This is a genomic window from Marinovum sp. J2-8 (assembly GCF_055808435.1).
In genome coordinates this window covers 430,551-455,037 of sequence record NZ_JBVVRZ010000004.1, presented here as the reverse complement: position 1 = coordinate 455,037, position 24,487 = coordinate 430,551, and the positions used below count along the sequence as shown (strand labels likewise).

Sequence of the window (24,487 nt, the reverse complement as noted above, 5' to 3'; positions counted from 1 at the left end):
CCGAATTCAGGGAGGAGACGGTTTTGACCCAACCAACAGATGTCCGCGATGTGGACAGGCTTGATACTGATCTGGTGATTGTGGGCGGCGGTGCCGCCGGTGTGGCCACCGCGATCACCGCGGCGCGCAACGGATTGCGCGTGGTTGTCATTGAGCGTCACGGCTTTTGCGGCGGTGGCGCGGTGGCGGGACATTCCGGCACGATCTGCGGCCTGTACGAGGCGTCAGAGACGCACCCCAACGGCCCGGTGCAATCGGTCTTTGGCTTTGCCGATGAATTTGTAAAAGCGCTTGAGGCGCGCGGCGGGCTGGACCGGCCTGTGCGCTATGGCAAGACCTTTACCCGGGTGCACGATCCCATTGTCTGGCGCGAGACTGCCGATGATCTGCTCGCAGCGGCGGGGGTCACCGTGATCTATCACGCCGTGGCCACCCGCGTCCTGACCGAAGGCGACAGGATCGAGGGGGTCGAGCTTTGGACCAAGCAAGGCCCGCTGCGGGTGATGGCGCGGTTGACGGTAGATGCCTCTGGCGATGCTGATCTTGTGGCGATGGCCGGATTGCCGAATTTTGTCGGTGACAATGGCCGGGTGCAGAACCCGACCATGATCTTTCGCCTGATGGGGGTCGATGTGGCACAGTTTCGCGCGGCCTATGGCGATGACACCATCATGCCGCCGGAAGTGTCGGACATGATTGTTGCGGCCAATGCGGCCGGCACCTACGCCCTGCCCCGTGCCAAGATCTGGCTGTTCACAACCACACGGCCGGGTGAATTGCTGTGCAATTGCACCCGCATTCTGGGCGAAGACGGTCGCGAGCTGAACCCGTTGTTCTGGCGTGATTTTGCCGAGGCAGAGATCCAGGGCCGCAGGCAGGCCCGCGAATATGCGCGTTTCTTCCGGGACACATTGGCTGGATGCGCGGAATCCTTCGTGAATGACATGGCGGTGCAGGTGGGCGTGCGCCAGACCCGCCAGATCACCGGCGTTGCGCGGCTGAGCAATGCCGATGTGGTGTCTGGCGCCAAATTTGCCGGCGGCATCGCCCGTTCTCCCTGGCCTATCGAGCTGCATGCCGGCGCACGCCCACGTGTCGAATGGTTGCTCAACGATGTCTATGAAGTGCCCTATTCCTGTTTCGTGCCCCAGCGTGGCGAGGGCCTGTTGGCGGTCGGCCGCTGTCTTTCAGCAGAGCATGAGGCCGTGGCTTCGGCGCGGGTGACGGCACAGTGTTTTGGCTACGGCCACGCCATCGGACATGCCGCAACAATCGCCGTCCGGGATGGTGTCGCCCCGCGCGACATCGACGGGGCCGATCTGCGCATCCTTCTGAACCGCGACGGCGCCCAACTGGACTGACCAAAAGAATTGAAAGGACCGCCTCATGACCGAACAGGTAGTGATCGAATTACGTGACGGATATGCCGTTGTCACCATGAACAAACCCAAGCGGCGCAACGCGCTTGGCACCGAGAGCGTTCGCGGTCTGTTGGCGGCATTGTCCCAGCTGGCCCAGGACGACCGGTGCCGCGCCGTGGTGCTGACCGGGGCTGCGCCTGCGTTTTGTGCGGGCAGCGACCTCAAAGAATTGGGGGGCCTGTCGATCCCCGACATGTGCGCCCACGAGGAAGAGACCGCCGCCATGGCCCGCCGCATTGCGCATCTGCCGGTGCCGGTGATCGCCGCGGTCGAGGGCTTTGCCCTTGGCGGCGGGTTCATCCTTGCCACCTCCTGTGATGTGGTGATCACGGCACGCGATGCCAAATGGGCCCTGCCCGAGGTGCGCAATGGCTGGCTGCCGCCCTGGGGATTGCAGAGCCTTCTGGCGCGTGTCGGCCCGGTCAAGGCGCAGCAGATCACATGGGGGTTCCTTGATATGGACGGGGTCGAGGCACATCGCCTTGGCGTCGCTGACGGGCTGGCCGAAAATGGCAAAACGCTGGACATGGCCTGTGACTGGGCGGCGCGCATTGCCGACCTGCCGCCCGAAGCGGTGCGGTCGACCAAACGCTATTGCGCGGCCACAATCGCCGCCGATGCCGAACGGCAAGACGCCGAGGCCAGCCGCCTTTTTGCCGCCGATTGCCAGGGGGCTGCGGCCAAGGCGACACTGGCCAAGTTCACGGTGACAGCATGACCAAGATCGTCACCGCCGAAGAGGCCGTCGCCGCCATCCCCGACGGGGCCACCGTGGCCAGCGCCGGGGTCATCGGCTGGGTCACCCCTGACAAGGTTCTGGGCGCTTTGGGGCGCCGCTTTCGGGACACGGCCCAGCCCCGCGATCTGACATTCTATTTCCCCTGCGGCACCGGCGATGCCATGGGCATCAAGGGGATGGACCATGTGGCCCAGGACGGGCTGATGAAACGCATCGTGTCGGGCAGCTATATCAACCCGGTCGACCCCGCGACGGGCAAACGCCCCGAGCTGATGCGCCTGATCGCGGAAAACCGGATCGAGGCCTATTCCTGGCCCATCGGCGCCAGCATGCATTGGCTGCGGGAAGTGGCGCGCAAGAGCCCGGGCTATATCACCCGCGTGGGTCTTGGCACCTATGCCGATCCGCGACAGGGCGGCGGAAAATTCACCGACCGGGCCAGCGATGATCTGATCCGCGTGATCGAGATCGACGGCGAGGAGCTGCTTTATTATCCGACATGGCCGCTGGATGTGGCAATTCTGCGCGCGGCGTCCGCCGATGCACAGGGCAACCTCAGCTGGGAGGACGAGCCGCTGACCACGGCCAACGTGGCGCTTGCATTGGCGGTCAAGGCCAGCGGCGGGCGGGTGATCGCCCAGGTGCGCCGCGTGGTCGACACCAACGACCGCCCGGCCAGCACGGTGCAATTGCCCGGCATCTACGTCGATCAGGTTGTCGTCGATCCCGACATGATGATGACCACCAATGTGCCATATGATGCGGCCTATTTCTCTGGTCCGCGAAAGGATATCGCAACGCTCAGCCCGCCCCCCTTTTCGGCGGACCGCATTATCGCCAACCGGATTGTGCCCGAGGTCCGCAAGCACGAACTGTCGATCTTCGGCTTTGGCGCGGCCACCGATGTGCCGTTGGTGATGGCGGAACAGGGGCTGTTCGATGATGGTGCGCTGGCCGATTACCCCGGCACCACCGAACATGGCGCCTATGGCGGTGTGGTGATGCCGGGTTGGCAATTTTCGGCCAATATCAACCCCGATGCGATCCTCGATGGTGTCACGCAGTTTGATGCCATCGACGGCGGGCTTTGCCGCTTTGCCGCCCTCAGCTTTGCCGAGTTCGATGCGCAGGGCGTTGTGAACGTGTCGAAATTTGGCCGGGCCAACCCCGGCGCGGGCGGTTTTATCGACATCGCCCAAAACGCAGAGCGATTGATCTTTGCCGGCACTTTCACCACTGGTGGTCTTCAGGCCGATGTGGTCGACGGCCAACTGGTGATCGAACGCGAAGGCAAAGTGCGCAAATTCGTGACGCAGGCGGCCTCGATCACCTATCGCGTGGCTGATGGCGTCCGCGACCGCAGCCAACAGGCCCTGATCGTCACCGAACGCGCGGTGTTCAGGGTGGCCTCCGATGGGTTGGAGCTGATCGAGATCGCGCCGGGGGTCGATCTGCAAACCCAGGTGCTGGACCTGATGGATTTTGCCCCGGTGCGCATCGCCGATCCGCTGCCCTGCATGGACGCACGGCATTTCATCCGCCTGACAGAAAAAGAACCCGCAAAGGTGACCGCATGAACCTACAGGACCTTCCCCCATCCGCACTTGCGTTGTTTCGCAAAGGCACCGCATTGCCCGCGCATGCGCTGGCATTGACCGCCGACCGCAGGCTTGACCCGATGCGCCAACGCGCCATGACGCGATATTATATGGACGCCGGCGCCGGGGCGTTGCGGTCGGGGTCCATACCACGCAATTTGCCATCCGGGATGTCGGCCTGTTTGAGCCGGTGCTGCGCATGGCGGCGGACACCGTACAGGATTGGGCCGAGGATACGCGTCTTTTGATCGCGGGTGTCACCGGGCAAACCGCACAGGCGGTGCAGGAGGCACAACTGGCCCGCAGCCTTGGCTATCACTTCGTGTTGCTCAACCTCGCCCGTCTGAAAGGTGCCTCGGAAGACGAGCTGCTGACCCATTGCCGCGCCGTGGCGGCCGAAATGCCGGTGATCGGATTTTCGCTTTTGCCAGAGGTCGGCGGCTTTCACCTGTCCTATGATTTCTGGCGTCGCTTTGCCGAGATCGAGAATGTCGCAGGCATCAAGATGGCGCCGTTCGACCGCTACCGCACGCTGGAAATCGTGCGCGCCGTTCAAGATGCGGGCGCAACGGACCGGGTGACGCTATACACCGGCAACGACGATCACATCGTGCTGGACCTGTTGCAACCCTTCACCGTGCGGTCCGAGGATGGCAAATCCGAGACCCGCCTGCGCATTCGCGGCGGATTGCTGGGCCATTGGTCGGTCTGGACAAAAACAGCGGTGGAGCTGCTCGACCGTATCCATGCCTTGCCCGATGGGGCGGATATGCCCGAAGATTTGCTGGCGCTCGACAGTATTGTCACCGATTGCAACCTTGCGATCTATGACGCGCTGAACGATTTGCGCGGCTGCATTCCCGGCTGTCTGGAAGTGATGCGGCGGCAGGGGCTTTTGGCGGGAACCTGGTGTCTTGATCCGAACGAGGTGCTGAGCCCCGGACAAGAGGCCCAGATCGACCGCGTCTATCGGCAATATCCCGAAATGAACGATGACGCCTTTGTGCGTGCCAACCTTGATCGCTGGCTGAGTGATGCCGGCAAGACCCGGCCGCTGGTGGCCTGAGGCAAGACAGGAATGACCATGACAGATATATTGAGCCCCGCGCTCTTTCCCGAACATTTCCGCGACGTTGCACATCTGGAAGACTTCATGTCGATCCCGACCCAGGGTGTGATCGACGATCTGAACGCGCTTGAGGGCGACATCATGATCCTTGGTGTCGGCGGCAAGATTGGCGTCACCATGGCGCGCATGGCCAAGAAAGCCGCCCCTGACAAGCGGGTGATCGGCGTGTCGCGGTTTTCAGAGGCGGGCGTCGAAGATCGGCTGAATGCCTGGGGGATCGAAACGATCCGCTGTGATCTGCTGGACCGCGATGCCGTGAACGCCCTGCCCAAGGTGGCGAATGTGATTTACATGGCAGGGCTGAAATTCGATGCCGCCGGGCGCGAGGATTTCCTGTGGGCGATGAACACCATCGCGCCGCAGATCACCGCCGAGGCCTTTCGCGACAGCCGGATCGTGTCCTTCTCGACCATCCACGTCTATCCCTGGTCGAACCCGCTGCATGGCGGCGTGACAGAGACATGCCCGCCCCACGCCCGCCCCGGCGAATACGCCAATTCCGTGGTCGGACGCGAACGGACGTTTCAGTATTTCTCGCGCAAATATGACACGCCGGGCCGCATCATGCGCTTCGTCTATGCCATTGATCCGCGTTACGGCGTGATGCAGGAGGTCGCGCAATGGGTAAAGGACGGCACGCCAATTCCGCTGGACACCGGTCACGTCAACATCATGTGGCAAGGCGACGCCAACGCGCAGTTCCTGCGCACGCTGGCCCATTGCGACACCCCCGCCAGCGCCATCAACATCGGCGGGCCGGAAACGGTGTCGGTGCGGTATCTCGCCAATCGTTTTGGCGCGGCCCTGGGCGTCGAGCCGGTGTTTGAAGGCGCAGAAGCCGACAATTGCCTGCTGGTCAATTGCGACAAGGCAAACGGCATTTTCGGCAATCCGGTGGTGCCGATGGACGCGATGATCGGTTGGGTCACCGAATGGGTGAAATCCGGCAAACCCGTCCACGGCAAACCTTCAAAGTTCCAGGTCCGCACAGGGAGTTTCTGAACCATGACACTCTTGTCACGTTATATCTGGGCCGCGGCGGGCCTTTCCGGTTTCATCATCGCCTGGTGGCTGGCCACGGTGCTGACCGATCTTCCGGCCTATATCCTGCCCAGCCCCGGCGCCGCCTTTGCCGAGATCTGGGAGCCGTCCTACAATTGGGGCACCCATATCTGGGCCACCACGCAGGAAATCTTTGGCGGCTATCTTCTGGCTGTGATCATCGGTGTCGCGCTGGCGGTGCTGTTCAGCTGGCTGCCCGCCCTCAACGCGGCGCTGATGCCGCTGCTGGTGTTGTTGAACATGGTGCCCAAGGTCGCGATGGCCCCGCTGTTCATCGTCTGGCTGGGCTATGGCATCGTGCCGAACATGGTGATCGCCTTCACCATCTGCTTCTTTCCGATCATGTTGACCACCTATCGCGGTCTGCAAGAGGTCGAACCGGACCTGTTGAACCTGGTGAAATCGCTGAAGGCCAATCGCTGGCAGATCTTTCTCAAGATCCAATTGCCCGGCTCGCTGCCCTTCCTGTTTTCGGGGATGAAGGTCGCCGCGGTGCTGGCCGTGGCCGGGGCCATCGTGGGCGAATTCATCGCCTCGCAAAAGGGTCTCGGCTACTTCCTGTTGGCCCAGCAGAACGCGCTCAACACCTCGGCGATGATGATGGCGCTGGCGTTCATCACCATGATCGGCGTGGCGCTCTATGGGGTGGTCATCGCGCTCGAATATTTCTTCATCACACGCAAGGGGATCAACCAATGACCGAACCGTTCGTGCGCCTCGTCGGCGTGACCAAGACGTTCAAGGTCGGCAGCAAGGAATTCCTGGCGGTCAAGGATGTGACCATCGACGTCGAAGAAGGAGAGTTGGTGTCCATCGTCGGCCCGTCGGGATGTGGCAAGTCGACAGTCCTGTCGATCCTTGCCGATCTGCACGAGGCATCCGGCGGCACGGTGGATGTCGGCAACCCCGAAAGCCCCTTCACCCCGGGTCGTGACATCGGCATGGTGTTTCAAAAGGCGCTGCTGCTGAAATGGCGCAATATCGTCGACAACGTGATGCTTCCGGCCGAAATCCTTGGCCTGCCGCGCAAGGAAAGCCGCGAGCGCGCGCTGGATTTGCTGGAAATGGTCGGGCTTTCGAAATTCGCCACCGCCTATCCCCAGCAATTGTCGGGCGGGATGCAGCAACGGGCCTCGATTGCGCGGGCGCTGGTGCATAACCCAAAGCTGATCCTGATGGATGAACCTTTTGGTGCCCTGGACGCGCTGACGCGGGAACGGATGAACCTTGAGCTGCTGCGCATCTGGCGCGAAAGCAGCAAGACGATCCTGTTTGTCACCCATGGCATTCAAGAGGCGGTGTTCCTGGGCAGCAAGGTCGCGGTGATGACCGCAGGCCCGGCACGCATGGCGGCGCATTTCCCCATTGATCTGCCAGAGCCGCGCACGCTCGACATCAAGACGACCGAGAAATTCGGCGAATACACCCGCGAAATCTATCAGCTGCTGGGCATGCACTGACCCGGTGTTCAAAAATCAATTGGGAGGAAAAAATGATCAATACCAAGACAACCGCCGTGGCCTGTGCCGCGCTTCTGGCCGGTTCTGCCGTTATGGCCGAAGACCTGAGCCTGCAACTGAACTGGACCGCCGGGGGCGATCACGCGCCGGTCTATTATGCGCAGCAACAAGGCTGGTATGCCGATGCCGGGGTCGCGCTGGAAATTCGCCAGGGCACCGGATCGGGCGCGGCCGCCACCGCGCTTGAGGTTGGCCAAGCCGATATCGCCATCATCGACACGCCCACCGCGCTGCAATTTCTGGCCAAGGGCGCGCCGTTTACCGGTGTGTTTGTCGCCTATAACGACAACGCCGCCGGGCTTTACTGGAAGAAAAGCTCTGGCATCGAAACGGTAAAGGATTTCACCGGCAAGAAGATCGGCGCACCGGCATTTGATGCCACCCGCCAGATGTGGCAACCAGCCTCGCGCGCTTTGGGGATTGATCCGGACGCGGTGGAATGGGTCAACCTGCAACCCACCGGCAAGCTCGCGGCGCTGCAATCGGGGGCGGTGGATGTCACGACGCATTTCTACTCTGTGCATTTCATCTATGAAGACATCTTTGGCGATGATCTGGGCTTTGCCCTGCTGCGCGACAATGGCATGAACACCTATAGTCTGGCCTATTACGCCGCCGACGCGGTGCTGGCCGAAAAAGCCGAGGCCGTGAAACAGGTGGTGCAGGTCACGCAAAAGGCCTTTGCCTTCTGTCTGGAAACGCCGAAACCCTGCACCGATGCGCTGTCCAGTTCGGTGTCGATGAAGGCGTCGGATGCAGAACGTCAATTCGAATATGCCGCGCGTGTGATGCCGGGATCGGGATCGGATTTGCCGATCGGCGCATGGGATATGGACAGGGTGGCCAATGATTATGTCGTGGTGCAAGAGGCTTATGGCCTGCCCGACATGGAGATCACGACAAAATTCTCCAATGATTTCATTGATGACGACCTGGCCTATCCGGCAAAGTAAGCCCGTCTGACACGGGTTTTGGCGCGGCGGAGAAGTCTGCCGCGCCTTGCATGTCCAGCACAAAGGTATCCGATACCATGATCGACACCGCGCCGCGTTTTCGCGTTACCGAGATCACATTTGACGAGCGCCCCGTGGGGCTTCGGATTCCGTTTCGCTACGGCGCGGTCACCCTGCGGCAGGCCGTTCAGGCGGTGGCGCGCGTCACCCTGACCTTTGCCGACGGGCGCATGGCCACCGGCACAGCGGCGGAACTGATGGCGCCCAAATGGTTCGACAAATCGCCGGAACTGACCAATGACCAGAATGTCGAACAGCTGCGCCGGGCGCTGGCCCTGACCCGGCAACGCTACCTGGACCACGGTGCGGAAATGACCGCCTTTGGCCTGCATGCCGCGCATGATGCCGCCCAGCGGGCAGAGGCCGCGACAGAGGGGTTGAATGCCCTGGTGGCGGGCTTTGGCATGGCGTTGATCGACAAGGCGGTGATCGCCGCGCTCTGCACCCATTGCGCCCTGCCCTTTGCCACACTTGTGCGTGACAATCTGTTCGGGCTGACCCCGGCCACGGCACCGGATCTGTCACAAGACCAGATCACCGCAACCCTTGCCACGCTGCGCCCCGCGCCGACATTGCGCGCGCGCCATACAATCGGCCAGATCGACCCCCTGACCGTGGCCGACCTGCCGGCAGAGCGTCGGGTGAACGATGGCCTGCCCGAAACGCTGCAAGCTGCAATTGCCACCTGGGGGCTGAGCGCCTTCAAACTGAAACTCTCTGGCGACGGGGATTTCGATCACAACCGGTTGGTGGCGATTGCGGCGATCCTTGACGGTATTCCCGACCTCACGGTGACGCTGGATGGGAACGAGCAATTTCCCGATGGCGCGACCTTTGCCGCGTTTTGGCACCGCATTACGGCAGATCCGCGCCTGGCGCGGCTGGTCGCGGCGACAGGCTTTGTCGAACAGCCGATTGCCCGCGCCACGGCATTGTCGACGCCGCTTGGCCCCGAATTGGGGGATCTGGCGGTTGAAATCGACGAATCCGACGACAGCCCCGATGCGTTCCTCAAAGCACGCGACATGGGGTATCGCGGGATATCGTCCAAATCCTGCAAAGGGGTGTACCGCGCCCTGTTGAACCGTGTCCGCGTGGCGGTCTGGAACGACGCTGCGGGGGATACGCGATACTTCATGTCGGCCGAGGATCTGTCGACCCCGCCGGGGCTGGCGCTGCAACAGGATCTGAGCCTAGCCGCCACATTGGGTGTCGGGCACATCGAACGCAACGGACATTTTTATGGCGATGGCACTACCGGGCTGGACCCGCAGGAAACGCAAGATCGGATCGCCGCCTTTCCAAATCTGTACTGTCTTGACCGGGGGCGGATGATGCTGCGGATCGCAAAAGGCACCATTGATCTGACGGATCTGACCGCCGCCGCCGAAGGCTATATCCGCTAGCCCCACCTTGGGTGCAGGACAGCCGACCTGTGCCCGCACATTCGCTTGCCAAACCGGGATTGTTGCACAGCGGTCACATCGGGATTGCGGCCAGCGGCCCGACAAATTGACATGGCACAAGCGGCATGGTCTTGCACCGCAATCAGGCCGCCAGCATATCGTCGCAAGCTACCTTTTCCTTAATCAATGAAAAGGCGCGCGGATGATGAAATCCAAAGCTCTCATGTCCATTCTGGCGGGAACGACCATCGTCGGATTCTCGTCAGCCACTGTGGTTTCTGCGGAAGACGCGTTCCTTGGAACGATTGTTCTGGCCCCGCCTCAGTTCAACCCCATCTCCGCCGGCGAGGAAGGTCTGTCGGACCTGGCCACGGGCGAGGTCGATGTGACAAGCGCCGGAATTGCGCTCAGCAATCCCGCCGATCTATCAGAATTGTTTGTGGCAGAGCCGACCATCGCGGTCGGCAGCTCTATTCCGATGTCGCAGAAGGTTTATGTGCAGGGGATCGAAGAAAACAACCTTGCCATCTCGATCGACGGGGCGCGGCAAAACAACAAGATTTTCCATCACAACACGACCACGCTGATTGATCCGGCCCTGCTGAAAGCGGTGCGGATTGATCCCGGTGTGGCCCCGGCCGATGCCTGGCCCCGGCGCGCTTGGCGGGTCATTGGCCTATGAAACCAAAGACGCGGCTGATCTGTTGGATGCGGACAAATCCATGGGCGGGCGCTACAAGCTCGAATACGACAGCAACGGCGGAATTCTGTCCAACAGCCTGTCGGTCTATGGCGTGGAAGGCGGGTTTGAATACCTTGGGTTTGCCAAATATGCCGAGGGCGACAATCGCATTGACGGCGACGGCGATGACATTGTGGGCTCTGGCACCGATGTTCTGAGCGGCCTTGCCAAATTCGCCTATGAAACCGAAAGCGGCAGCCGGTTGGAATTTTCGATGGAGCGGGTCAAGGATGACAATGCCCGGCCCTATCGTGCCAACATCGGGGCCATTATCGGCGGCCGACCGGTGCCGGACACCCGCCCCTACGATCTTGACCGCACGAATTATGTGCTGACCTATACCGAAACGGCGCCTGACGGCTGGTGGGATCCCAAGATCCAGCTGGCCTATAGTGTCACCGACCTGCGGATCACGGAACCGGATCAACAGATCAATGGATCAACCGATAGCCTGAGTGGCGTCATTCAGAACCGGTTCAATCTGGCCAATGGGTCGATCACCGCGGGGATCGATTTTTATTCTGACGAGGCAGAGTCGGATTATTTCTATCTGCCGGATGCCGCATGGGATGAAGCCGCCGAAGAGCATCTGCGCAATTTCGGGATCTTTGCGCAGGCGCGGCTTGAACCAACGGCCAGCACACGTGTGTCGCTGGGGGGGCGTGTCGATTTTCAGGAATTCGAAGGTGTTGACGGCTCGACGCAATCGGCCTCTGGCCTGTCCGGCAATATCTCTGGTGAATGGGACGTGACGCAGGCGCTGACGTTAAGCGCGGGCTATGCCCATGTCTGGGGCGGGATCGAGCTGGCCGAGAACTTTATCATGAACCCGTCCTGGACCTATGCGGATGACATCAAAGAGGTCACATCGGACAGTTTCTATGTCGCGGCGGCCTATCAAACCGGCAATTGGACCCTGGACGGCAAGGTGTTTTCCACCGCGCTCGACAATGCACGGGCGGCAAGTTACGGGGCCGGTCCGGCGCTTTCGGCGGATGTTCTGTCGCAGGGGTATGAGCTGGGCATTGGTTATGCCTGGATGAATGGTTTTGCCCGTGTCGGTTATGCCAAACTGGACACCGAGGTGAACGGGCGGACCGCAAATTCCTATACCGGCAATTACCTGACCATGCCGATGGGCGAGTTCATTACGCTGCACACCGCGCATCGGTTCGAAAATGGTTTGCTGATTGGCGGCGATGCGCAAATCGCGCTGGATTCTGAAAACACCTATGACACCGCCACCGGGGGCGAAGGGCCGACCTTGCCGGGGTATGCCGTTGCCAATGCCTTTGTCGAATATACCCCCGCCAGTTTCGGCGGCCTGACGCTGCGCGCCGAGATCAACAATCTGTTTGACGAAGATTATGCGGCGCGCGCCACCTATGGTCAGGAATTCGTCGACGCGGTGGTGCCGTTGAACGAACCCGGTCGGTCCTTCCGGCTGAGCGCAGAAATGCGGTTCTGACGCCCTCGGGATCGGGACTGACGACATGGAAAAGGCCGACGATCACGTCGGCCTTTTTGAATTTCGGGGGGTATCTGGTCTTGTTAGCCTGGCACAAAGGTTAGGGTTGGCTCAGCGCGATGCTTCGGTCGCGGGACGCACAGGCGGCCGTTTCCATCAGATCGAACAAACCGGTTTTCGGGGCCAGAAGATGTGCCAAGGCTTCGGCGGTTGTGCCGCCTTTTGACGTCACAGCCCGGCGCAAGTCACCGGCATCGGTGCCGGTTTCGCGCATCATCTCGCCCGCCCCGGCGACGGTGTGCACCGCAAGTGTGGTGGCCAGATCACGCGGCAATCCCATTGCCTCGCCCGCCTTGGTCATGGCTTCGGCCATGGCAAAGACATAGGCCGGACCGGACCCCGAAATGCCGGTCACGGCGTGCAATTGCGCCTCGTCCTCCAGTTCGACCGCCGCACCAACCGCGCCAAAAAGCGCGCTGGCCAGGGCGCTCTGTGCATCGCTCACATTGGCATTGCTGGCAAACACGGTGATCCCGGCCCCGACGGCGGCCAGCAGGTTGGGCATCGCCCGAACCACCGGCGTTTTCGCGCCAAAGACAGCTTCATAATAGGCCAGTGGCGCGCCGGTTGCGATGGTCACCACAATGGTGTCGCCATCGCCAAAAGCGGCAAGCGGCGGCAGGACATCCCCCAGAACCTGCGGCTTGGTCGCAATGACCAGAACAGCCGGGTTGTCAGGCAGCGCTTGGTTCAGATGGAACCCGGTTTGCGCCTTGAGCCAGTCCGAGGGAGCCGGATCCTGCACATGGATCGCCCCCGGCGCGACGCCGCTGGACAGCCACCCCTCCAACAACGCCTTGCCCATGAAGCCGCAGCCGATCACCACCATGCCGCGGTCGTTGATCGCCCTCACAATGTTGCCCCTGTGTCGGCGCGGATCAGATCCTTGTACAGCGCCTGAATGCGTTCCATCACGGGGCGCTGGCCATTGCCGATTGCCTTGCCGTCGATGGTGCCAACCGGGGTCTGCGCACCAAAGGTGCCGGTCATGAAAGCCTCATCTGCGCTATAGGTTTCATACAGCGAATAATTGCGTTCATGGACCGGGATGTCATTGGCCTTGCACAGGTCGATCACCTTTTGGCGGGTGACACCGGCCATGCAATAATCCCCGGTCGAGGTCCACACCGCGCCCTTGCGCACAATAAAGAAGTTGCAGGCGTTGGTGGTGTTCACGAAACCATGCGGATCAAGCATCAGCGCCTCATCTGCGCCCACCTGTTGCGCCTGAATACAGGCCAGCACGCAGTTCAGCTTTGAATGGCTGTTGTATTTGGCATCCTGGCTCATCGGCAGGCCACGCACCTGCGGGACGGTTGCCAGGGAAATGCCACGGGTTTGCAAGGCGGCAGAGGGCTTGGAATGTTCCATGATGATCACCAGCGTCGGGCCAGAGCGGCTCAACGACGGGTGTTGATACGGCTTGGCCTTTTTGCCGCGGGTCAGCATCAGACGGCAATGGGCATTGTCGGTCATGCCGTTGGCCGCGGCTGTGCGGGTCAGCGCGTCAAGAATGCCGGCGCGGTCCATGCCCACATCCAGCGATACAGCGTGGCAGGAGCCGAAAAAGCGGTCCATATGTTCCTCGAAAAAGGCCCATTTGCCGTTGTACAGGCGCATGCCTTCCCACATGCCATCACCCAGCATGAAACCACTGTCATAGACCGACACCTTGGCCTCGTCCCGATGCACGATCTCGCCGTTGACATAGACCTTGGTGTCAAGGTTCCGGGGATCTTCTTCGGCATCATGCGAGGTCTGTTTTTCATCCAACATGGATTTTATCCTTATTCAGCAAATTATTGGTCGACGTCGCCAAGGATGGCAAAGGCGGTCATCAGATCCAGATGCGCCCCGCCGCCATTCTTGAAAACGGTGATGTCGTCGGGGCCGGTGCGCCCGACCTGACCCTGGCTCAACTGGTAAAGATCGGCCAAGACATCGGTTTCGGCGATTGCCCCGCTGGCCAGGGGAATTTTCAGCTCGCCGATGTGGTGCATGGTGGTGTCGCGGCTGTCGACAAAGATCCGGGCCTTTTGCAACAGCGCATCGTCAGCCTCGCGCATTTCTGCCCGGAACGCCCCGATCAGATCGACATGGGTGCCGGGGGTGATCCACTCACCACGAAGCACCGGGTCGCTCGACATGGTGGCGGTGACAACGATATCGGCCTGACCGGCCGCATCGGCAAGATCGGTCACGGCCTCGACCGGCAAACCGCTGGCCACAAGATCCGCCGCCAAGGCACGCGCTTTGTCCGCCGTGCGGTTCCAGATCATGATACGCTCAAGACCGGGCAAGATCTGGCGATAGGCGGCGGCGACATTGCGCGCGACCTGTCCTGCGCCAAGGATCAGCAATGTCTTGCTGTCCTTGCGGGCCAGATAACGTGCGCCAAGCGCGCTGTCGGATGCGGTTTTCAAATCCGTGACCAATGGGCTGTCGATGGTGGCAATCAGCGCCCCGGCGCGGTCTTCGAATACCAACATCGCGCCCTGAACCGTGGGCAGGCCACGGGCCGGGTTTTCCGCCATGACAGTGACGCTTTTGACGCCATATCCCAAACCCTCGATCCAGGCTGCGCGACTAAGCAGCGTGCGCCCCGGCGGGCCGAGGAAGACATCCTCGATATGGGCGGGTGGCATCCGGTGTCCGGCGTCAATGGCATCCACGATCATGGCCCAGTCAATTTGATCGCCAAACGATTGGCGTGTCACTATTTTCATCGCTGTACAGCCTTCATGAAGTCACGGGTGATTTGATGGGTTGGCGCGGTGAACATCTGTTCTGCCGTGCCTTCTTCGACGATGCGGCCTTCGGCCATCAGGATCACACGGTCGGCCACGGCGCGGGCAAACCCCATTTCATGGGTGACACAGATGATGGTCATATCTTCGCGCGCGAGGGCCTGCATGACATCCAGAACTTCGGAAATCATTTCCGGGTCAAGCGCCGAGGTCGGTTCGTCAAACAGCATGATCTTTGGCTTCAAACACAGGGCACGGGCCAGCGCCACCCGCTGTTGTTGGCCGCCAGACAGCTGATCCGGGTATTTCTCGGCGTGGATGTCCACCTGCATCCGGGCCAGTTGCGTGCGGGCCTCCTCGGTTGCGGCGGTGCGGTCCTTGCCGATGGCGCGGATCTGCGGCAGCACACAGTTTTCCAGGATTGTCAGATGCGGAAACAGGTTGAAGTGTTGAAACACCATACCGACCTGTTTGCGCACCAGATTGCACAGATGCCGGTCATCCCCGACCGCAAGGCCCAGAACCTCGACGGAGCCAGAGGCATAGGTTTCCAACCCGTTGATGCAACGGATCAGCGTGGATTTGCCAGACCCGGACGGGCCGCAGATCACCAGCGTCTGGCCGTCCGGCACATCAAGGCTGACGTCGCGCAGCGCGTGATAATCGCCATAATATTTGTCGACGGATTGAATGTGGATTGCGGGATCAGCCATGTCCGAGCCTCATGCGGGTTTCAAGCCACGCGCCATAACGCGACAGACCAAAGACGAAGATGAAGTAGATAAAGGCGAGGAAGACGTAGACCTCGACATATTGATTGCCCCATTCGCCGGTGCCTATGGCGGCATTGCCCGAGGCCATCAGCTCGAAAAAGCCGACGAAGGTGACAATCGAGGTTTCCTTGAAGGTAATGACCGCCTGATTGATGGTCGAGGGCAGCGTATTGCGGAACGCCTGTGGCAACAGGATATCCACCACCAGGGACCAATAGGGCATGCCCAATGCGATGGCGGCTTCTTCCTGACCGGCAGAGGTGGATTGCATCCCGGCGCGAATGATTTCGGCCTGATAGGCGGCAAAGAACACCGCAAAAGCCACAACCACACGCATCAGCTTGTTGCCTTGCAATGCCTCCGGTGCGATCAGCGGCACCACCACGGCAGCGGCAAACAGAATGGTAAGCAGCGGCAGCGACCGGACGAAATCAATGATCAGGCCAAAAGATTTGGCAATCACCGGCAAATCGGATCGCCGCGCCAGCGCAAAAAGCACCGCCAGCGGCATGCCGATCACAAACACCGCCGAAAAGATGAACAGCGTCAGTGCCAAGCCACCCCATTGTTCGGATGTGACCAGCGGCATGTTCCAGAACCCGCCGCGCATCAACAGCACAAACACCGTGAACCCGCCGACCCACAGGGCCGGCAAACGCCGCACCGACCAGAACAGAGGCACACAAGACAGCACCATTGTCGCAATGATGACGAAACAGGCCAGAGTAGACCGCCATTGTTCGGCATAGGGGTAAAGGCCGAACATGATCAGCCGCCCGCGGCTTTCAATCACCGCCCAGCAGGCGCCGGCCTCATAGGTGCATTGATCCCGGTTTTCCAGCCGGAAAATCGCGTCAAGGATCGCCCAATCGACGACGCCCATCACAAACCAGATGATCAGCGCCCCGAACACCAGGGAAATGACCGCGTCCAATTTGGTGGCAAAGAAATGTTTGCGCAGGGCTGCAACAAACCCGGTCGGGTTGTCTGGATTGCTGAGTGTCAGGCTCATCTCAACTTCTCCCCTTGATCTTGATGCGGTCGTTGATCGCGTTCATCACGAAGGCGATGGAATAGTTCAGCACAATGAACCCACCCATCAGCAACGCCAGAAGCTCCAGCGTTTGACCGCTTTGGTTGATGGATGTTGAAATCACCGCAAAATAGTCGGGAAAGCCGACGGCAAGACCCACGGTCGTGGCCTTCATGAGCCAGACATATTGGTTGGTCAGCGACGGCAGCGAAGCGCGCAGCGCCAGCGGCACAAGGATCAGCCGGTTGATCTGAAACGTGCTCAGCCCCAGCGAACGCCCTGCCTCCAGTTTGCCCCGGTCGACCGAGATCAGGCCACCGCGAATGATTTCGCCGATATAGGCCGCCCCGAACAGCACCAAACCAATCACCAGCGCGGTCATTTCCGGTTTCAGCGTGACACCCCCAGCAATGCGCAGACCTTTGAGCTCAGGCAACGAAAGGATCGGCGTGCCCGCCTCATGGCCCAGCACCGCAAGAATGACAAAGATCACCCCGACCCCGCCCAAAGCGCCGCCAAACCGGACCACCGCCGACAGCCGTTCACGGCTCAGCCAAAGCCACAGGCCCGCAGCCACAACCGCCAGAGCCAGATATACAAGACCCCCGTCAACCAGCGGAATACCGGGCAGCACGATCCCCCGGTTGGACAGCATCGCAATATCCCAAAGATTGTAGGCCTGTTTCGGCCCCGGCAGATGGGTCAGAACGGCGTACCAAAAGAAGACCTGTAAAACGACGGGCACATTGCGAAACACCTCGACATAGGTCGTGCCAACGATCTTCATCAGCGTATTGCTGGACACCCGGAACAGCGCCAGAAGGATACCCAGAAGGGACGCGAAAAACAGCGTGAGAAAGCCGACCAGCATGGTGTTCAGCAGCCCGGCAAATATGATCCGGCTATAGGTCGATCTTGCGCTGACCTCGATGACCGAAAAATTGATCGGCCACCCGGTTGTGCGCTCCAGAAAGCCAAAGCCTGTGGCGATCCCCTGGGCGACGATGTTGCGTTGGCTGGTGACAACGAGGCCATACACCACGAGCACCACAAGAAGGATAAAAGAAGTCTGTATCGCCGCCCGTCTGAAGCGGCGAGATGCAAGTAACTGGCGCATGTTTGCTTTTCCGGCTTGGGGAAGAGCCGCCCAGAAAAGGGCGACCCTTCTGCTGGGATTAGTCCAGAACCAGCGGGTAAAGGACGCCGCCGTTATTCCAAAGATTGTTCAGCCCACGCGGGAGTTTGTACCGCGAACCTTCGCCAACGGTGCGATCATAAATCTCGCCGTAATTGCCGACCGCCTTGATCACGTTGTAGGCCCAATCGTCGCTCAGCCCCATGCGTTCGCCGACGCCGGGGGTCACACCCAACAGACGCTCGATTGTTGGCGAGGGCGGGTTGGCCTTCATCTCGTCGACATTGGCCATGGTGATCCCGCTTTCCTCGGCCATCAGCAATGCGCTGACCATCCAGTTGATCACGTCAAGAAAGTCTTCCTGACCCTGGCGCACCACGATGCCTTCGGGTTCAAGCTTCATCACATCGCCAAGGATGGTAAAGCCGTCGGGGTCCGGCGCATTGACGCGGGTGGCGGACAGGAACGGACCAAAGCCCGCGATCGCATCACAGCGGCCGTTATAGAACGCGGCGCGCAGCTCTTCGCCTTTTTCAAATGCCAGCGGCTCATAAGAAACGCCGTTGGTTTCCATGTAATCCGCCAGAACACGTTCCACAGTGGTGCCCGCATTGACGCAGAACACACCGCCATCAAGATCCGCGATGCTTTCGGCGCCCAGCTCTGTCTTGGCCATGGTATAGAAGGGGCCAATGAAATAGGGGCGCGAAAATTGCAGGCCAAGGTCGGTGTCGCGCGATTGGGTCCAGCCGGTGACCTTGATGATCACATCGACGTCACCCGATTGCAGCGCCGGGAACCGCTGGGCGAAGCTGACCGGGATAACCTGAAGCTTGTCCGGGCTGCCAAGGATCGCGGTGGCCAACGCCTTGCAGAATTCAATGTCGAACCCCTGCCATGCGCCTTCGCCGTCGACTTCGGCAAACCCAAGATAGCTGCCGTTGTGGCCGGTGCAGAGCAGGCTGTCGCGTTCCTTGATCGTGTCGAGCAGGTTTGCTTCCTGTGCGCTGGACGCGGTTGCGCCCGAAAGGGCAAGCGCCGCCGCCCCTGCCAGTTTGATAATGGAATTGGTCATCGGTTTCTCCGTCTGTTGAACTTGAATGTCATGGCCGCTTTTGCGGTTCTTCGAACGCGGTTGGGGCGTTCTTTGTATTGGCTGCTGTTGTGATGTCCTCCGGCAGCGAAACGCCAATGCCGGGGAGGTTCGGCAAGGCGAAATCTTTCGGCGCGCACCCCAGCGGGTCCAATCCGAATTGCTTGAAAAAGACCTGGTGCACGGTGTGATATTCCACATGCGCCACTAGGTTTTCGGCGGCTGCGATGTGACAGGCGGCCATCAACGCCACGCCGGTGGAAGACACCTCCAGCGACAGGCGGGTTTGGCTGCCGGCACATAAATCCGCCAGCGCCCGCACGCCGGCAACACCGCCACTGGCGACCGGGGCCGTTTGCAAAAAGGCGATTTTCGCCGTGTTGACCAAAAGCGCATGCACTTCGCGGCGGTATTCGGCCTCAAGCGCCATCACCGGCACACCGGCGCGCGACAGGCGGGCCATGCCGTCGATGTCATAAGCCTTGGTCGGGGATTGGAACGCTTCGATCCGGCCCTCGGGCAAGGCGCGGTAAATCGCCAGCGCGTCCTGGGCCGTATAGGAATAGACCCCGTCGATGATCAATTTGGCCTCGGGCGGCAAGACGGACAAAACCGCCCTGACCCGGCACAGATCGTCCTCGATCGACAGCCCGCCGATCTTCATTTTGCTTAATCCGAACCCCTGCGCGGCAAAGCCTGCCATTTCGGCGACCAGATCGTCGGTGGTTTTGCCCTGACCATAAAGCCCGCCACTGGCATAAAGATCCGCCGTGCCGCGCCCCGCGGGGTTCAGACATTGCCACAGCGGCACACCGTCCCGGCGGCTGCGCAAATCCCAAACCGCCAGATCAATCCCCGACACCGCAGAGGTCAGGATGCCATGCCGCGCGGTCAAGGTCGCCCGGTCGATCAAACCCGCAGTGATGCCGCCCACTTCGTTTAGGTCAACCCCGTCAAAATGCGGCAGAACCTCTGTGCGCAGATACGCCAGCAATGCGTCGGGCGCGGTATCAAAGCACCAGCATTCGCCAAGCCCCCGATTGCCGGCATCATCCTCTATCATCACGAAAACAGCGTGCTTCAGGGTCCATCGGATTGCCGGGTTCCACAGCTTTCCGCCAAGATCATTGGCGTGCGTGGCAAGCGTGATGCGGGCGATCCGGCTCAACTCAGGACTCCTGCGTTTTCGGCATCGCGGGCGGATCGCCGATCTTGAAACTTTCGTCCGGCTCGTGGCGCAGGGCAGCTAGAAACCGGTCGTGGAATTGCATCGAATGGGCGTGGGCGATGGCATCCGCCGCCGTGACGTCCTGAGCCTCGATCGCATCGACAAAGTCATGGTGCTGGTCACGCATGACGTGCTTGCGGTTTGCGGCGTCCAGATACCGAACATGGATATGCAGCAGCCTGCGCGCCTCGGACAGCAGCACACGATATTGCCGGATGACATAAGGGTTGCGCCCGGCCTCGGCCACGCCGACGTGAAAGGCGAAATTCGACTGCATGATCTTCAGCGCGTTGGAATCATGGACAAACAAGTTGAAATCATCCGCCAGCGCCCGCAGCCGACCGATGTCTTCTTCTGTGCGATTTTGCGCGGCAAGCCGGGTCGCAAGACGCTGCTGAACATCAAGCGCAAGAATGAATTCAGGAAAATGTTTAAGATCAACCGGCGCCACAATTGTCGAACGATTGGGCAGGCGCTGCGCGAGTTCTGGATGACGTCAGACGATAGAGCGCCTCGCGGATCGGCGACCGCGACACGGCAAACCGTTTCGACAACCCGACCTCGTCCAGCGGCGCGCCGGGTTCCAGCGTCAGCGTCAAAATCTCATCCCGCAGGATGTCGTGAATTTCCGAAGCGGCAAGACCGCGCTGATAGGGTTTGGCCGTGTCATCAGTGGTCATTTTGGGGCCTCTGAAATTCTGATGAGCCTGAGCGACTCACCTTGCTTTCCATTGTGTACAACATGTATGCAAGACGCGACAAGGGCGGATTTTTGGATCTCGACCGGTTGGAATTGGCACTTTGGACGCTGTCGGCGGGGCAAAACACGCCGACAAGGGGGTTAGATGGATCAGATAATTGTGGCGCATGACGTTGGCGGCCCTGTCCTGCAATGCGCAGAAGGGCTGAGTTTTTGGGGCGGTGTGAATGCCGCAACCGGCGTGGTGCAGGACGCCCATCACCCCCAGGCTGGCGCCACGCTTGCCGGGGCTATCGTGATGATGCCGACCAGTCGCGGTTCCTGTTCCGGTAGCGGCGTGTTGCTGGAACTGGCTCTCAACGGCCATGCCCCCGCCGCTTTGGTGTTTCATGAACCCGAAGACATCCTGACGCTGGGGGCCTTTATTGCCGGGCGCATGTTTGATCGCCCGGTTGCCGTGCTGCGCCTGTCACGCGAAAGCTATGATCGCCTGGCAGAACACCCCAGTGCAACAATCCAAGGGAACAGTATCATCGCCGGGGATATGACGCTGGCATTGACGCCGCTGGACGCCAGCGCGCTGTGTATGTCGGACGCGGACAAGGCCATGCTGGCGGGCGACAAGGGCGAGGCGGTCAAGCTTGCGATGGAGGCGATTTTCACCATGGGCGTGGTGCAAGGGGCGGCACGATTGACCGATATCACCCGCGCCCATATCGACGGCTGCATCTATGCCGGGCGCGCCAACCTCGTCTTTGCCGAAAAGATCCGCGATATGGGCGCGCGGGTCACCGTTCCGACAACCATGAATGCCATTTCTGTGGATCAGGACAATTGGCAATCGCAGGGTGTGCCGCCCATTTTCGGCGAACCCGCCAGCAGGCTGGCCTCGGCCTATGTCACGATGGGCGCCAGCCCGACGTTTACCTGTGCCCCCTACCTTGCCGATGATCGCCCGCGCGAAGGCGAGGACATCGGATGGTCGGAATCCAACGCCGTGATCTATGCCAATAGCGTGTTGGGCGCGCGAAGTGTCAAACATCCTGATTTCTTTGATCTCTTTGTGGCCATGACCGGCCGCGCGCCTATGTCGGGGGTCTATCTCGCTAAGAACCGCCAAGCGCAGCTGCGCATTCATATCGACCTGCCGGAACACTACAGCGAAGCGATCTGGCCGTTGATCGGCTGGGTTGTGGGCCAGGCCGCGCCGGATCGGATTCCGGTGATCGAGGGGCTGGAAGATGCCGAGATCGGGGCCGATGACCTCAAGGCGCTGTGCGCCGCTTTCGGAACGACATCCGCGATGCCGATCCTGCATATTCGGGGCGTGACGCCCGAGGGGAACCGACCGGCACGAGAGGGTGCCGAACACCGCACATTGACGCCAGAGGCGCTTGGCCGGGCCTGGGCACAGCTGAACAGCGGCCCGACACAGATCGACCTTGTAGCGCTTGGCAGCCCGCATTTCTCGCTTGATGAGACCCGCCGGCTGACCGAATTGATGCGGGGCCGCAGATGCGCGCCCGCGACCGCAATGATCGTGACGCTCAGCCGCGAAACCTATGCCCAAGCCACAATTGAGGGGCTTCTGCCCGTGCTGGAGGCCGCCGGCGTTCAGATTGTCAAAGATCTGTGCTGGTGTTCGATCTCGGAACCTGTCTTTCCGCCAAACGCCCGCAATCTGATGACCAATTCCGGCAAATACGCCCATTACGCGCCGGGGCTTTCTGGTCGAACGGTACGTTTCGGCAGTCTGGAAGATTGCGCCAAAGCGGCGGAAAGCGGCCATATGTCAAAGGAAGTGCCGACCTGGTTGATGTGAGGTGCGCGCCTTGATGGTTTGCACATTCGCGGCCCGCACAGGCGCATGACCCTGACAGGGGCATTCCCTTATCCGATGCCGCGCGATGCATCACCATTGCTGCAACATCAGGCACCCCGCCCCCAAGGTTGCGTTTCGGGAAACAATTGCCCGCGAATTCGCAATTTTTGAAACCTCGATCCTGCGATACTCTTCCCGATATGAACGCGCCCCTGGTCTATAACGAGGCGCAATTGGGAGGAGAAAATTATGCAATTTCAAAAGATCTTGCGCCGCGCGGTCCTGTCTGCTGCGGTGCTTGGGGCATCTTCGGCCGCTTTCGCCGGGTCCGAAGATGACACCCTGCGGGTTGCCATGGCCGAAGAGATCCTGAATCTCGACTACAATTATACCACCAAACGCGAATATATCATTCTGGCACAGCTGACCGATGCCAAGTTGTTCGAATTTGATCCCGACACCCAGGACGTCCTGCCATCCGTCGCCACCAGCTATGAATGGGTGGATGACACCACGCTCGACGTGGTTTTGCGCAGTGACGTCCAGTTCCACGACGCCAGCCCGCTGACCGCCAGGGATGTCGCCTATAGCTATAACTGGCTTCGCAGCGCAGAAAGTGAATCCAACGCCACCGGCGTGGTCGAACGCTGGTTGGAAAATGCCGAAGTGATCGCGCCGGACCGGGTTCGGTTCCATATGACGGCGGTTTACCCGCTGGTGCTGCGCGACATGTCCAGCCGCATCATGCTGCGCAAAGAGGGCACTTATGACGCCGGTGGTGAAATCAACCGTGATGCCATGGCCAGCGATCTGATCAGCACCGGACCCTATCGGGTCGAAAGCTTTGAGCCGGGCACCGAATTGGTGCTGAAACGGTTTGACGGCTATTTCGGGGACGCCCCGGCGATCGAGACGATCGTGGTGCGCAATATCCCCGACATTGGCACGCAACAGGCGGAAATGATGTCCGGCGGCATCGACTGGGTGTTCAAGGTGCCCGAAGATGTGGCCACCGCCGCCGATGCCCACCCGGATGTCGATTTCCTCAGCGGTCCTGACCTGCGCATCGGCTTTCTTGTGCTGGATGCCGGCGGCTGGAGCGACCCCGAAGGCCCGATGACCAAGGTCAAGGTCCGCCAGGCCGTCAATCACGCGCTGAACACCGAAGAGATTGCCCAATACCTGATGGGCGGCTCGTCCCAGGCCATTCACACCGCATGTCATCCGGCGCAATTCGGCTGTGATCAAAGCGTGACGCGCTATGGCTATGACCCCGAACGGGCCAAGGCGTTGCTGGCCGAGGCCGGTTATCCCGACGGGTTCCCGCTGGATCTTTGGGCCTATCGCGACAAACCGGTGTCCGAGGCGATTGCCGCCAACCTCACCGCCGTCGGGATCGACGTCAACCTGCGCTATGTCAAGCTGGAGAGCCTGAATCAGGCGCGTGCGGCCCGCGACATTCCCGTCTATTTCGGGACATGGGGATCGGGCGGGACCGCCGATACCGCGGCCATCGCCCGAATTCACTTTGCCGACGGCGACCGCAATCTGTCGCGCGACGCCGCGCTGACGGAAATGATCCTCGCCGCCGAACAGACCGCCGACCCGGACAAGCGCAAAGCGCTGTACACCAAGGCCCTGGGCCGCATCGCCGATCAGGCCTATTGGGCGCCGCTGATGTCATACACGGCAAACTATCTTGTGGCTTCGGACCTCGACTTTCCGCTTAGCCCCGATGGGTTGCCGCGTTTGCAGAACGCACGCTGGAAGTGATCTTTTATCGGCGGCCAGATCCCTG

23 protein-coding genes are annotated in these 24,487 nt (G+C 60.7%); 13 read left to right on the top strand and 10 right to left on the bottom strand.

Annotated elements, in window-relative coordinates; all coding sequences use genetic code 11:
* The first annotated feature begins 23 nt into the window (after positions 1–23).
* The 11 genes from AC0L4F_RS15130 (at position 24) to AC0L4F_RS15080 (ending at position 12,098) form a co-directional block, all read left to right on the top strand.
* Positions 24–1,361 (top strand): FAD-dependent oxidoreductase, encoded by a 1,338-nt coding sequence (locus AC0L4F_RS15130; RefSeq protein WP_244689688.1) that lies wholly within the window; start codon positions 24–26, stop codon positions 1,359–1,361.
* Positions 1,362–1,386: 25 nt separating this feature from the next.
* On the top strand, positions 1,387–2,139 hold the full coding sequence (locus AC0L4F_RS15125) for an enoyl-CoA hydratase/isomerase family protein (protein WP_244689686.1): 753 nt from the start codon (positions 1,387–1,389) through the stop codon (positions 2,137–2,139).
* Positions 2,136–3,737 carry an acyl CoA:acetate/3-ketoacid CoA transferase gene (locus AC0L4F_RS15120; RefSeq protein ID WP_244689684.1) on the top strand — a complete coding sequence of 534 codons (1,602 nt, stop codon included), beginning with the start codon at positions 2,136–2,138 and terminating at the stop codon, positions 3,735–3,737. The genes AC0L4F_RS15125 and AC0L4F_RS15120 overlap by 4 nt, the downstream gene beginning before the upstream one ends.
* Positions 3,738–3,957: 220 nt before the next feature.
* A complete protein-coding gene (locus AC0L4F_RS15115) occupies positions 3,958–4,824 on the top strand; it encodes a dihydrodipicolinate synthase family protein (RefSeq protein WP_244689682.1) in 867 nt (288 codons plus the stop codon).
* Between the two features lie 18 nt (positions 4,825–4,842).
* Complete coding sequence (locus tag AC0L4F_RS15110) at positions 4,843–5,889, top strand: NAD-dependent epimerase/dehydratase family protein (protein ID WP_244689680.1); 1,047 nt, start codon at positions 4,843–4,845, stop codon at positions 5,887–5,889.
* Positions 5,890–5,892: 3 nt separating this feature from the next.
* The gene (locus AC0L4F_RS15105; protein WP_244689678.1) at positions 5,893–6,648 is read left to right on the top strand and encodes an ABC transporter permease; all 756 of its coding nucleotides are present in this window, start codon (positions 5,893–5,895) and stop codon (positions 6,646–6,648) included.
* Positions 6,645–7,409, top strand: coding sequence for an ABC transporter ATP-binding protein (locus tag AC0L4F_RS15100; RefSeq protein WP_244689675.1), 765 nt, complete (start codon positions 6,645–6,647; stop codon positions 7,407–7,409). Before AC0L4F_RS15105 ends, AC0L4F_RS15100 begins: the two co-directional genes overlap by 4 nt.
* A 32-nt stretch (positions 7,410–7,441) precedes the next feature.
* Positions 7,442–8,422, top strand: a complete 981-nt coding sequence (locus AC0L4F_RS15095) for an ABC transporter substrate-binding protein (protein WP_244689672.1) — start codon at positions 7,442–7,444, stop codon at positions 8,420–8,422.
* A 50-nt stretch (positions 8,423–8,472) separates the two neighbouring features.
* Positions 8,473–9,888, top strand: coding sequence for an enolase-like domain-containing protein (locus AC0L4F_RS15090; protein WP_244689670.1), 1,416 nt, complete (start codon positions 8,473–8,475; stop codon positions 9,886–9,888).
* A gap of 205 nt (positions 9,889–10,093) precedes the next feature.
* Positions 10,094–10,570, top strand: coding sequence for a TonB-dependent receptor plug domain-containing protein (locus AC0L4F_RS15085; protein WP_244689668.1), 477 nt, complete (start codon positions 10,094–10,096; stop codon positions 10,568–10,570).
* Positions 10,530–12,098: a TonB-dependent receptor gene (locus AC0L4F_RS15080; protein WP_244689665.1), complete on the top strand. Its 1,569-nt coding sequence runs from the start codon at positions 10,530–10,532 to the stop codon at positions 12,096–12,098. The genes AC0L4F_RS15085 and AC0L4F_RS15080 overlap by 41 nt, the downstream gene beginning before the upstream one ends.
* A gap of 100 nt (positions 12,099–12,198) precedes the next feature.
* On the opposite strand, the gene proC is transcribed toward AC0L4F_RS15080, so the two are convergent.
* The 10 genes from proC to AC0L4F_RS15030 form a co-directional block, all read right to left on the bottom strand.
* Positions 12,199–12,987: a pyrroline-5-carboxylate reductase gene (proC, locus tag AC0L4F_RS15075; RefSeq protein WP_280520622.1), complete on the bottom strand. Its 789-nt coding sequence runs from the start codon at positions 12,985–12,987 to the stop codon at positions 12,199–12,201.
* A 20-nt stretch (positions 12,988–13,007) separates the two neighbouring features.
* Positions 13,008–13,934 (bottom strand): aminotransferase class IV, encoded by a 927-nt coding sequence (locus AC0L4F_RS15070; RefSeq protein ID WP_244689663.1) that lies wholly within the window; start codon positions 13,932–13,934, stop codon positions 13,008–13,010.
* 23 nt (positions 13,935–13,957) lie between these two features.
* Complete coding sequence (locus tag AC0L4F_RS15065; protein ID WP_244689661.1) at positions 13,958–14,884, bottom strand: ornithine cyclodeaminase family protein; 927 nt, start codon at positions 14,882–14,884, stop codon at positions 13,958–13,960.
* Positions 14,881–15,618 carry an amino acid ABC transporter ATP-binding protein gene (locus tag AC0L4F_RS15060; protein ID WP_244689659.1) on the bottom strand — a complete coding sequence of 246 codons (738 nt, stop codon included), beginning with the start codon at positions 15,616–15,618 and terminating at the stop codon, positions 14,881–14,883. The genes AC0L4F_RS15065 and AC0L4F_RS15060 overlap by 4 nt, the downstream gene beginning before the upstream one ends.
* Positions 15,611–16,690 carry an amino acid ABC transporter permease gene (locus AC0L4F_RS15055; RefSeq protein WP_244689656.1) on the bottom strand — a complete coding sequence of 360 codons (1,080 nt, stop codon included), beginning with the start codon at positions 16,688–16,690 and terminating at the stop codon, positions 15,611–15,613. The genes AC0L4F_RS15060 and AC0L4F_RS15055 overlap by 8 nt, the downstream gene beginning before the upstream one ends.
* Before the next feature lies 1 nt (position 16,691).
* Positions 16,692–17,750: an ABC transporter permease subunit gene (locus AC0L4F_RS15050; protein ID WP_244689653.1), complete on the bottom strand. Its 1,059-nt coding sequence runs from the start codon at positions 17,748–17,750 to the stop codon at positions 16,692–16,694.
* A gap of 136 nt (positions 17,751–17,886) precedes the next feature.
* The gene (locus AC0L4F_RS15045) at positions 17,887–18,921 is read right to left on the bottom strand and encodes a transporter substrate-binding domain-containing protein (protein ID WP_244689651.1); all 1,035 of its coding nucleotides are present in this window, start codon (positions 18,919–18,921) and stop codon (positions 17,887–17,889) included.
* A 28-nt stretch (positions 18,922–18,949) separates the two neighbouring features.
* Entirely contained in the window at positions 18,950–20,107 is a 1,158-nt protein-coding gene (locus AC0L4F_RS15040) for a mandelate racemase/muconate lactonizing enzyme family protein (RefSeq protein ID WP_244689649.1), read from the bottom strand.
* Between the two features lies 1 nt (position 20,108).
* Complete coding sequence (locus AC0L4F_RS15035) at positions 20,109–20,618, bottom strand: GntR family transcriptional regulator (protein ID WP_244689647.1); 510 nt, start codon at positions 20,616–20,618, stop codon at positions 20,109–20,111.
* Positions 20,605–20,847, bottom strand: coding sequence for a GntR family transcriptional regulator (locus AC0L4F_RS15030; protein WP_244689645.1), 243 nt, complete (start codon positions 20,845–20,847; stop codon positions 20,605–20,607). The genes AC0L4F_RS15035 and AC0L4F_RS15030 overlap by 14 nt, the downstream gene beginning before the upstream one ends.
* Positions 20,848–21,012: 165 nt before the next feature.
* Between AC0L4F_RS15030 and lhpI the strand changes: the two genes are divergently transcribed.
* Positions 21,013–22,689 carry a cis-3-hydroxy-L-proline dehydratase gene (gene lhpI / locus AC0L4F_RS15025; protein ID WP_244689642.1) on the top strand — a complete coding sequence of 559 codons (1,677 nt, stop codon included), beginning with the start codon at positions 21,013–21,015 and terminating at the stop codon, positions 22,687–22,689.
* Between the two features lie 249 nt (positions 22,690–22,938).
* A complete protein-coding gene (locus tag AC0L4F_RS15020; RefSeq protein ID WP_244689640.1) occupies positions 22,939–24,462 on the top strand; it encodes an ABC transporter substrate-binding protein in 1,524 nt (507 codons plus the stop codon).
* Positions 24,463–24,487 lie beyond the last annotated feature (25 nt).

Bases quoted from the DNA above. Each gene is read 5' to 3' on its own strand.
- AC0L4F_RS15080 (WP_244689665.1), top strand. From the start codon at position 10,530: ATGCCTGGCCCCGGCGCGCTTGGCGGGTCATTGGCCTATGAAACCAAA.
- AC0L4F_RS15090 (WP_244689670.1), top strand. From the start codon at position 8,473: ATGTCCAGCACAAAGGTATCCGATACCATGATCGACACCGCGCCGCGT.
- AC0L4F_RS15125 (WP_244689686.1), top strand. From the start codon at position 1,387: ATGACCGAACAGGTAGTGATCGAATTACGTGACGGATATGCCGTTGTC.
- AC0L4F_RS15045 (WP_244689651.1), bottom strand. From the start codon at position 18,921: ATGACCAATTCCATTATCAAACTGGCAGGGGCGGCGGCGCTTGCCCTT.
- lhpI (WP_244689642.1), top strand. From the start codon at position 21,013: ATGGATCAGATAATTGTGGCGCATGACGTTGGCGGCCCTGTCCTGCAA.
- AC0L4F_RS15110 (WP_244689680.1), top strand. From the start codon at position 4,843: ATGACAGATATATTGAGCCCCGCGCTCTTTCCCGAACATTTCCGCGAC.
- proC (WP_280520622.1), bottom strand. From the start codon at position 12,987: ATGGTGGTGATCGGCTGCGGCTTCATGGGCAAGGCGTTGTTGGAGGGG.
- AC0L4F_RS15065 (WP_244689661.1), bottom strand. From the start codon at position 14,884: ATGAAAATAGTGACACGCCAATCGTTTGGCGATCAAATTGACTGGGCC.
- AC0L4F_RS15120 (WP_244689684.1), top strand. From the start codon at position 2,136: ATGACCAAGATCGTCACCGCCGAAGAGGCCGTCGCCGCCATCCCCGAC.
- AC0L4F_RS15020 (WP_244689640.1), top strand. From the start codon at position 22,939: ATGCAATTTCAAAAGATCTTGCGCCGCGCGGTCCTGTCTGCTGCGGTG.
- AC0L4F_RS15105 (WP_244689678.1), top strand. From the start codon at position 5,893: ATGACACTCTTGTCACGTTATATCTGGGCCGCGGCGGGCCTTTCCGGT.
- AC0L4F_RS15060 (WP_244689659.1), bottom strand. From the start codon at position 15,618: ATGGCTGATCCCGCAATCCACATTCAATCCGTCGACAAATATTATGGC.
- AC0L4F_RS15095 (WP_244689672.1), top strand. From the start codon at position 7,442: ATGATCAATACCAAGACAACCGCCGTGGCCTGTGCCGCGCTTCTGGCC.
- AC0L4F_RS15085 (WP_244689668.1), top strand. From the start codon at position 10,094: ATGAAATCCAAAGCTCTCATGTCCATTCTGGCGGGAACGACCATCGTC.
- AC0L4F_RS15115 (WP_244689682.1), top strand. From the start codon at position 3,958: ATGGCGGCGGACACCGTACAGGATTGGGCCGAGGATACGCGTCTTTTG.
- AC0L4F_RS15055 (WP_244689656.1), bottom strand. From the start codon at position 16,690: ATGAGCCTGACACTCAGCAATCCAGACAACCCGACCGGGTTTGTTGCA.
- AC0L4F_RS15070 (WP_244689663.1), bottom strand. From the start codon at position 13,934: ATGTTGGATGAAAAACAGACCTCGCATGATGCCGAAGAAGATCCCCGG.
- AC0L4F_RS15030 (WP_244689645.1), bottom strand. From the start codon at position 20,847: ATGACCACTGATGACACGGCCAAACCCTATCAGCGCGGTCTTGCCGCT.
- AC0L4F_RS15100 (WP_244689675.1), top strand. From the start codon at position 6,645: ATGACCGAACCGTTCGTGCGCCTCGTCGGCGTGACCAAGACGTTCAAG.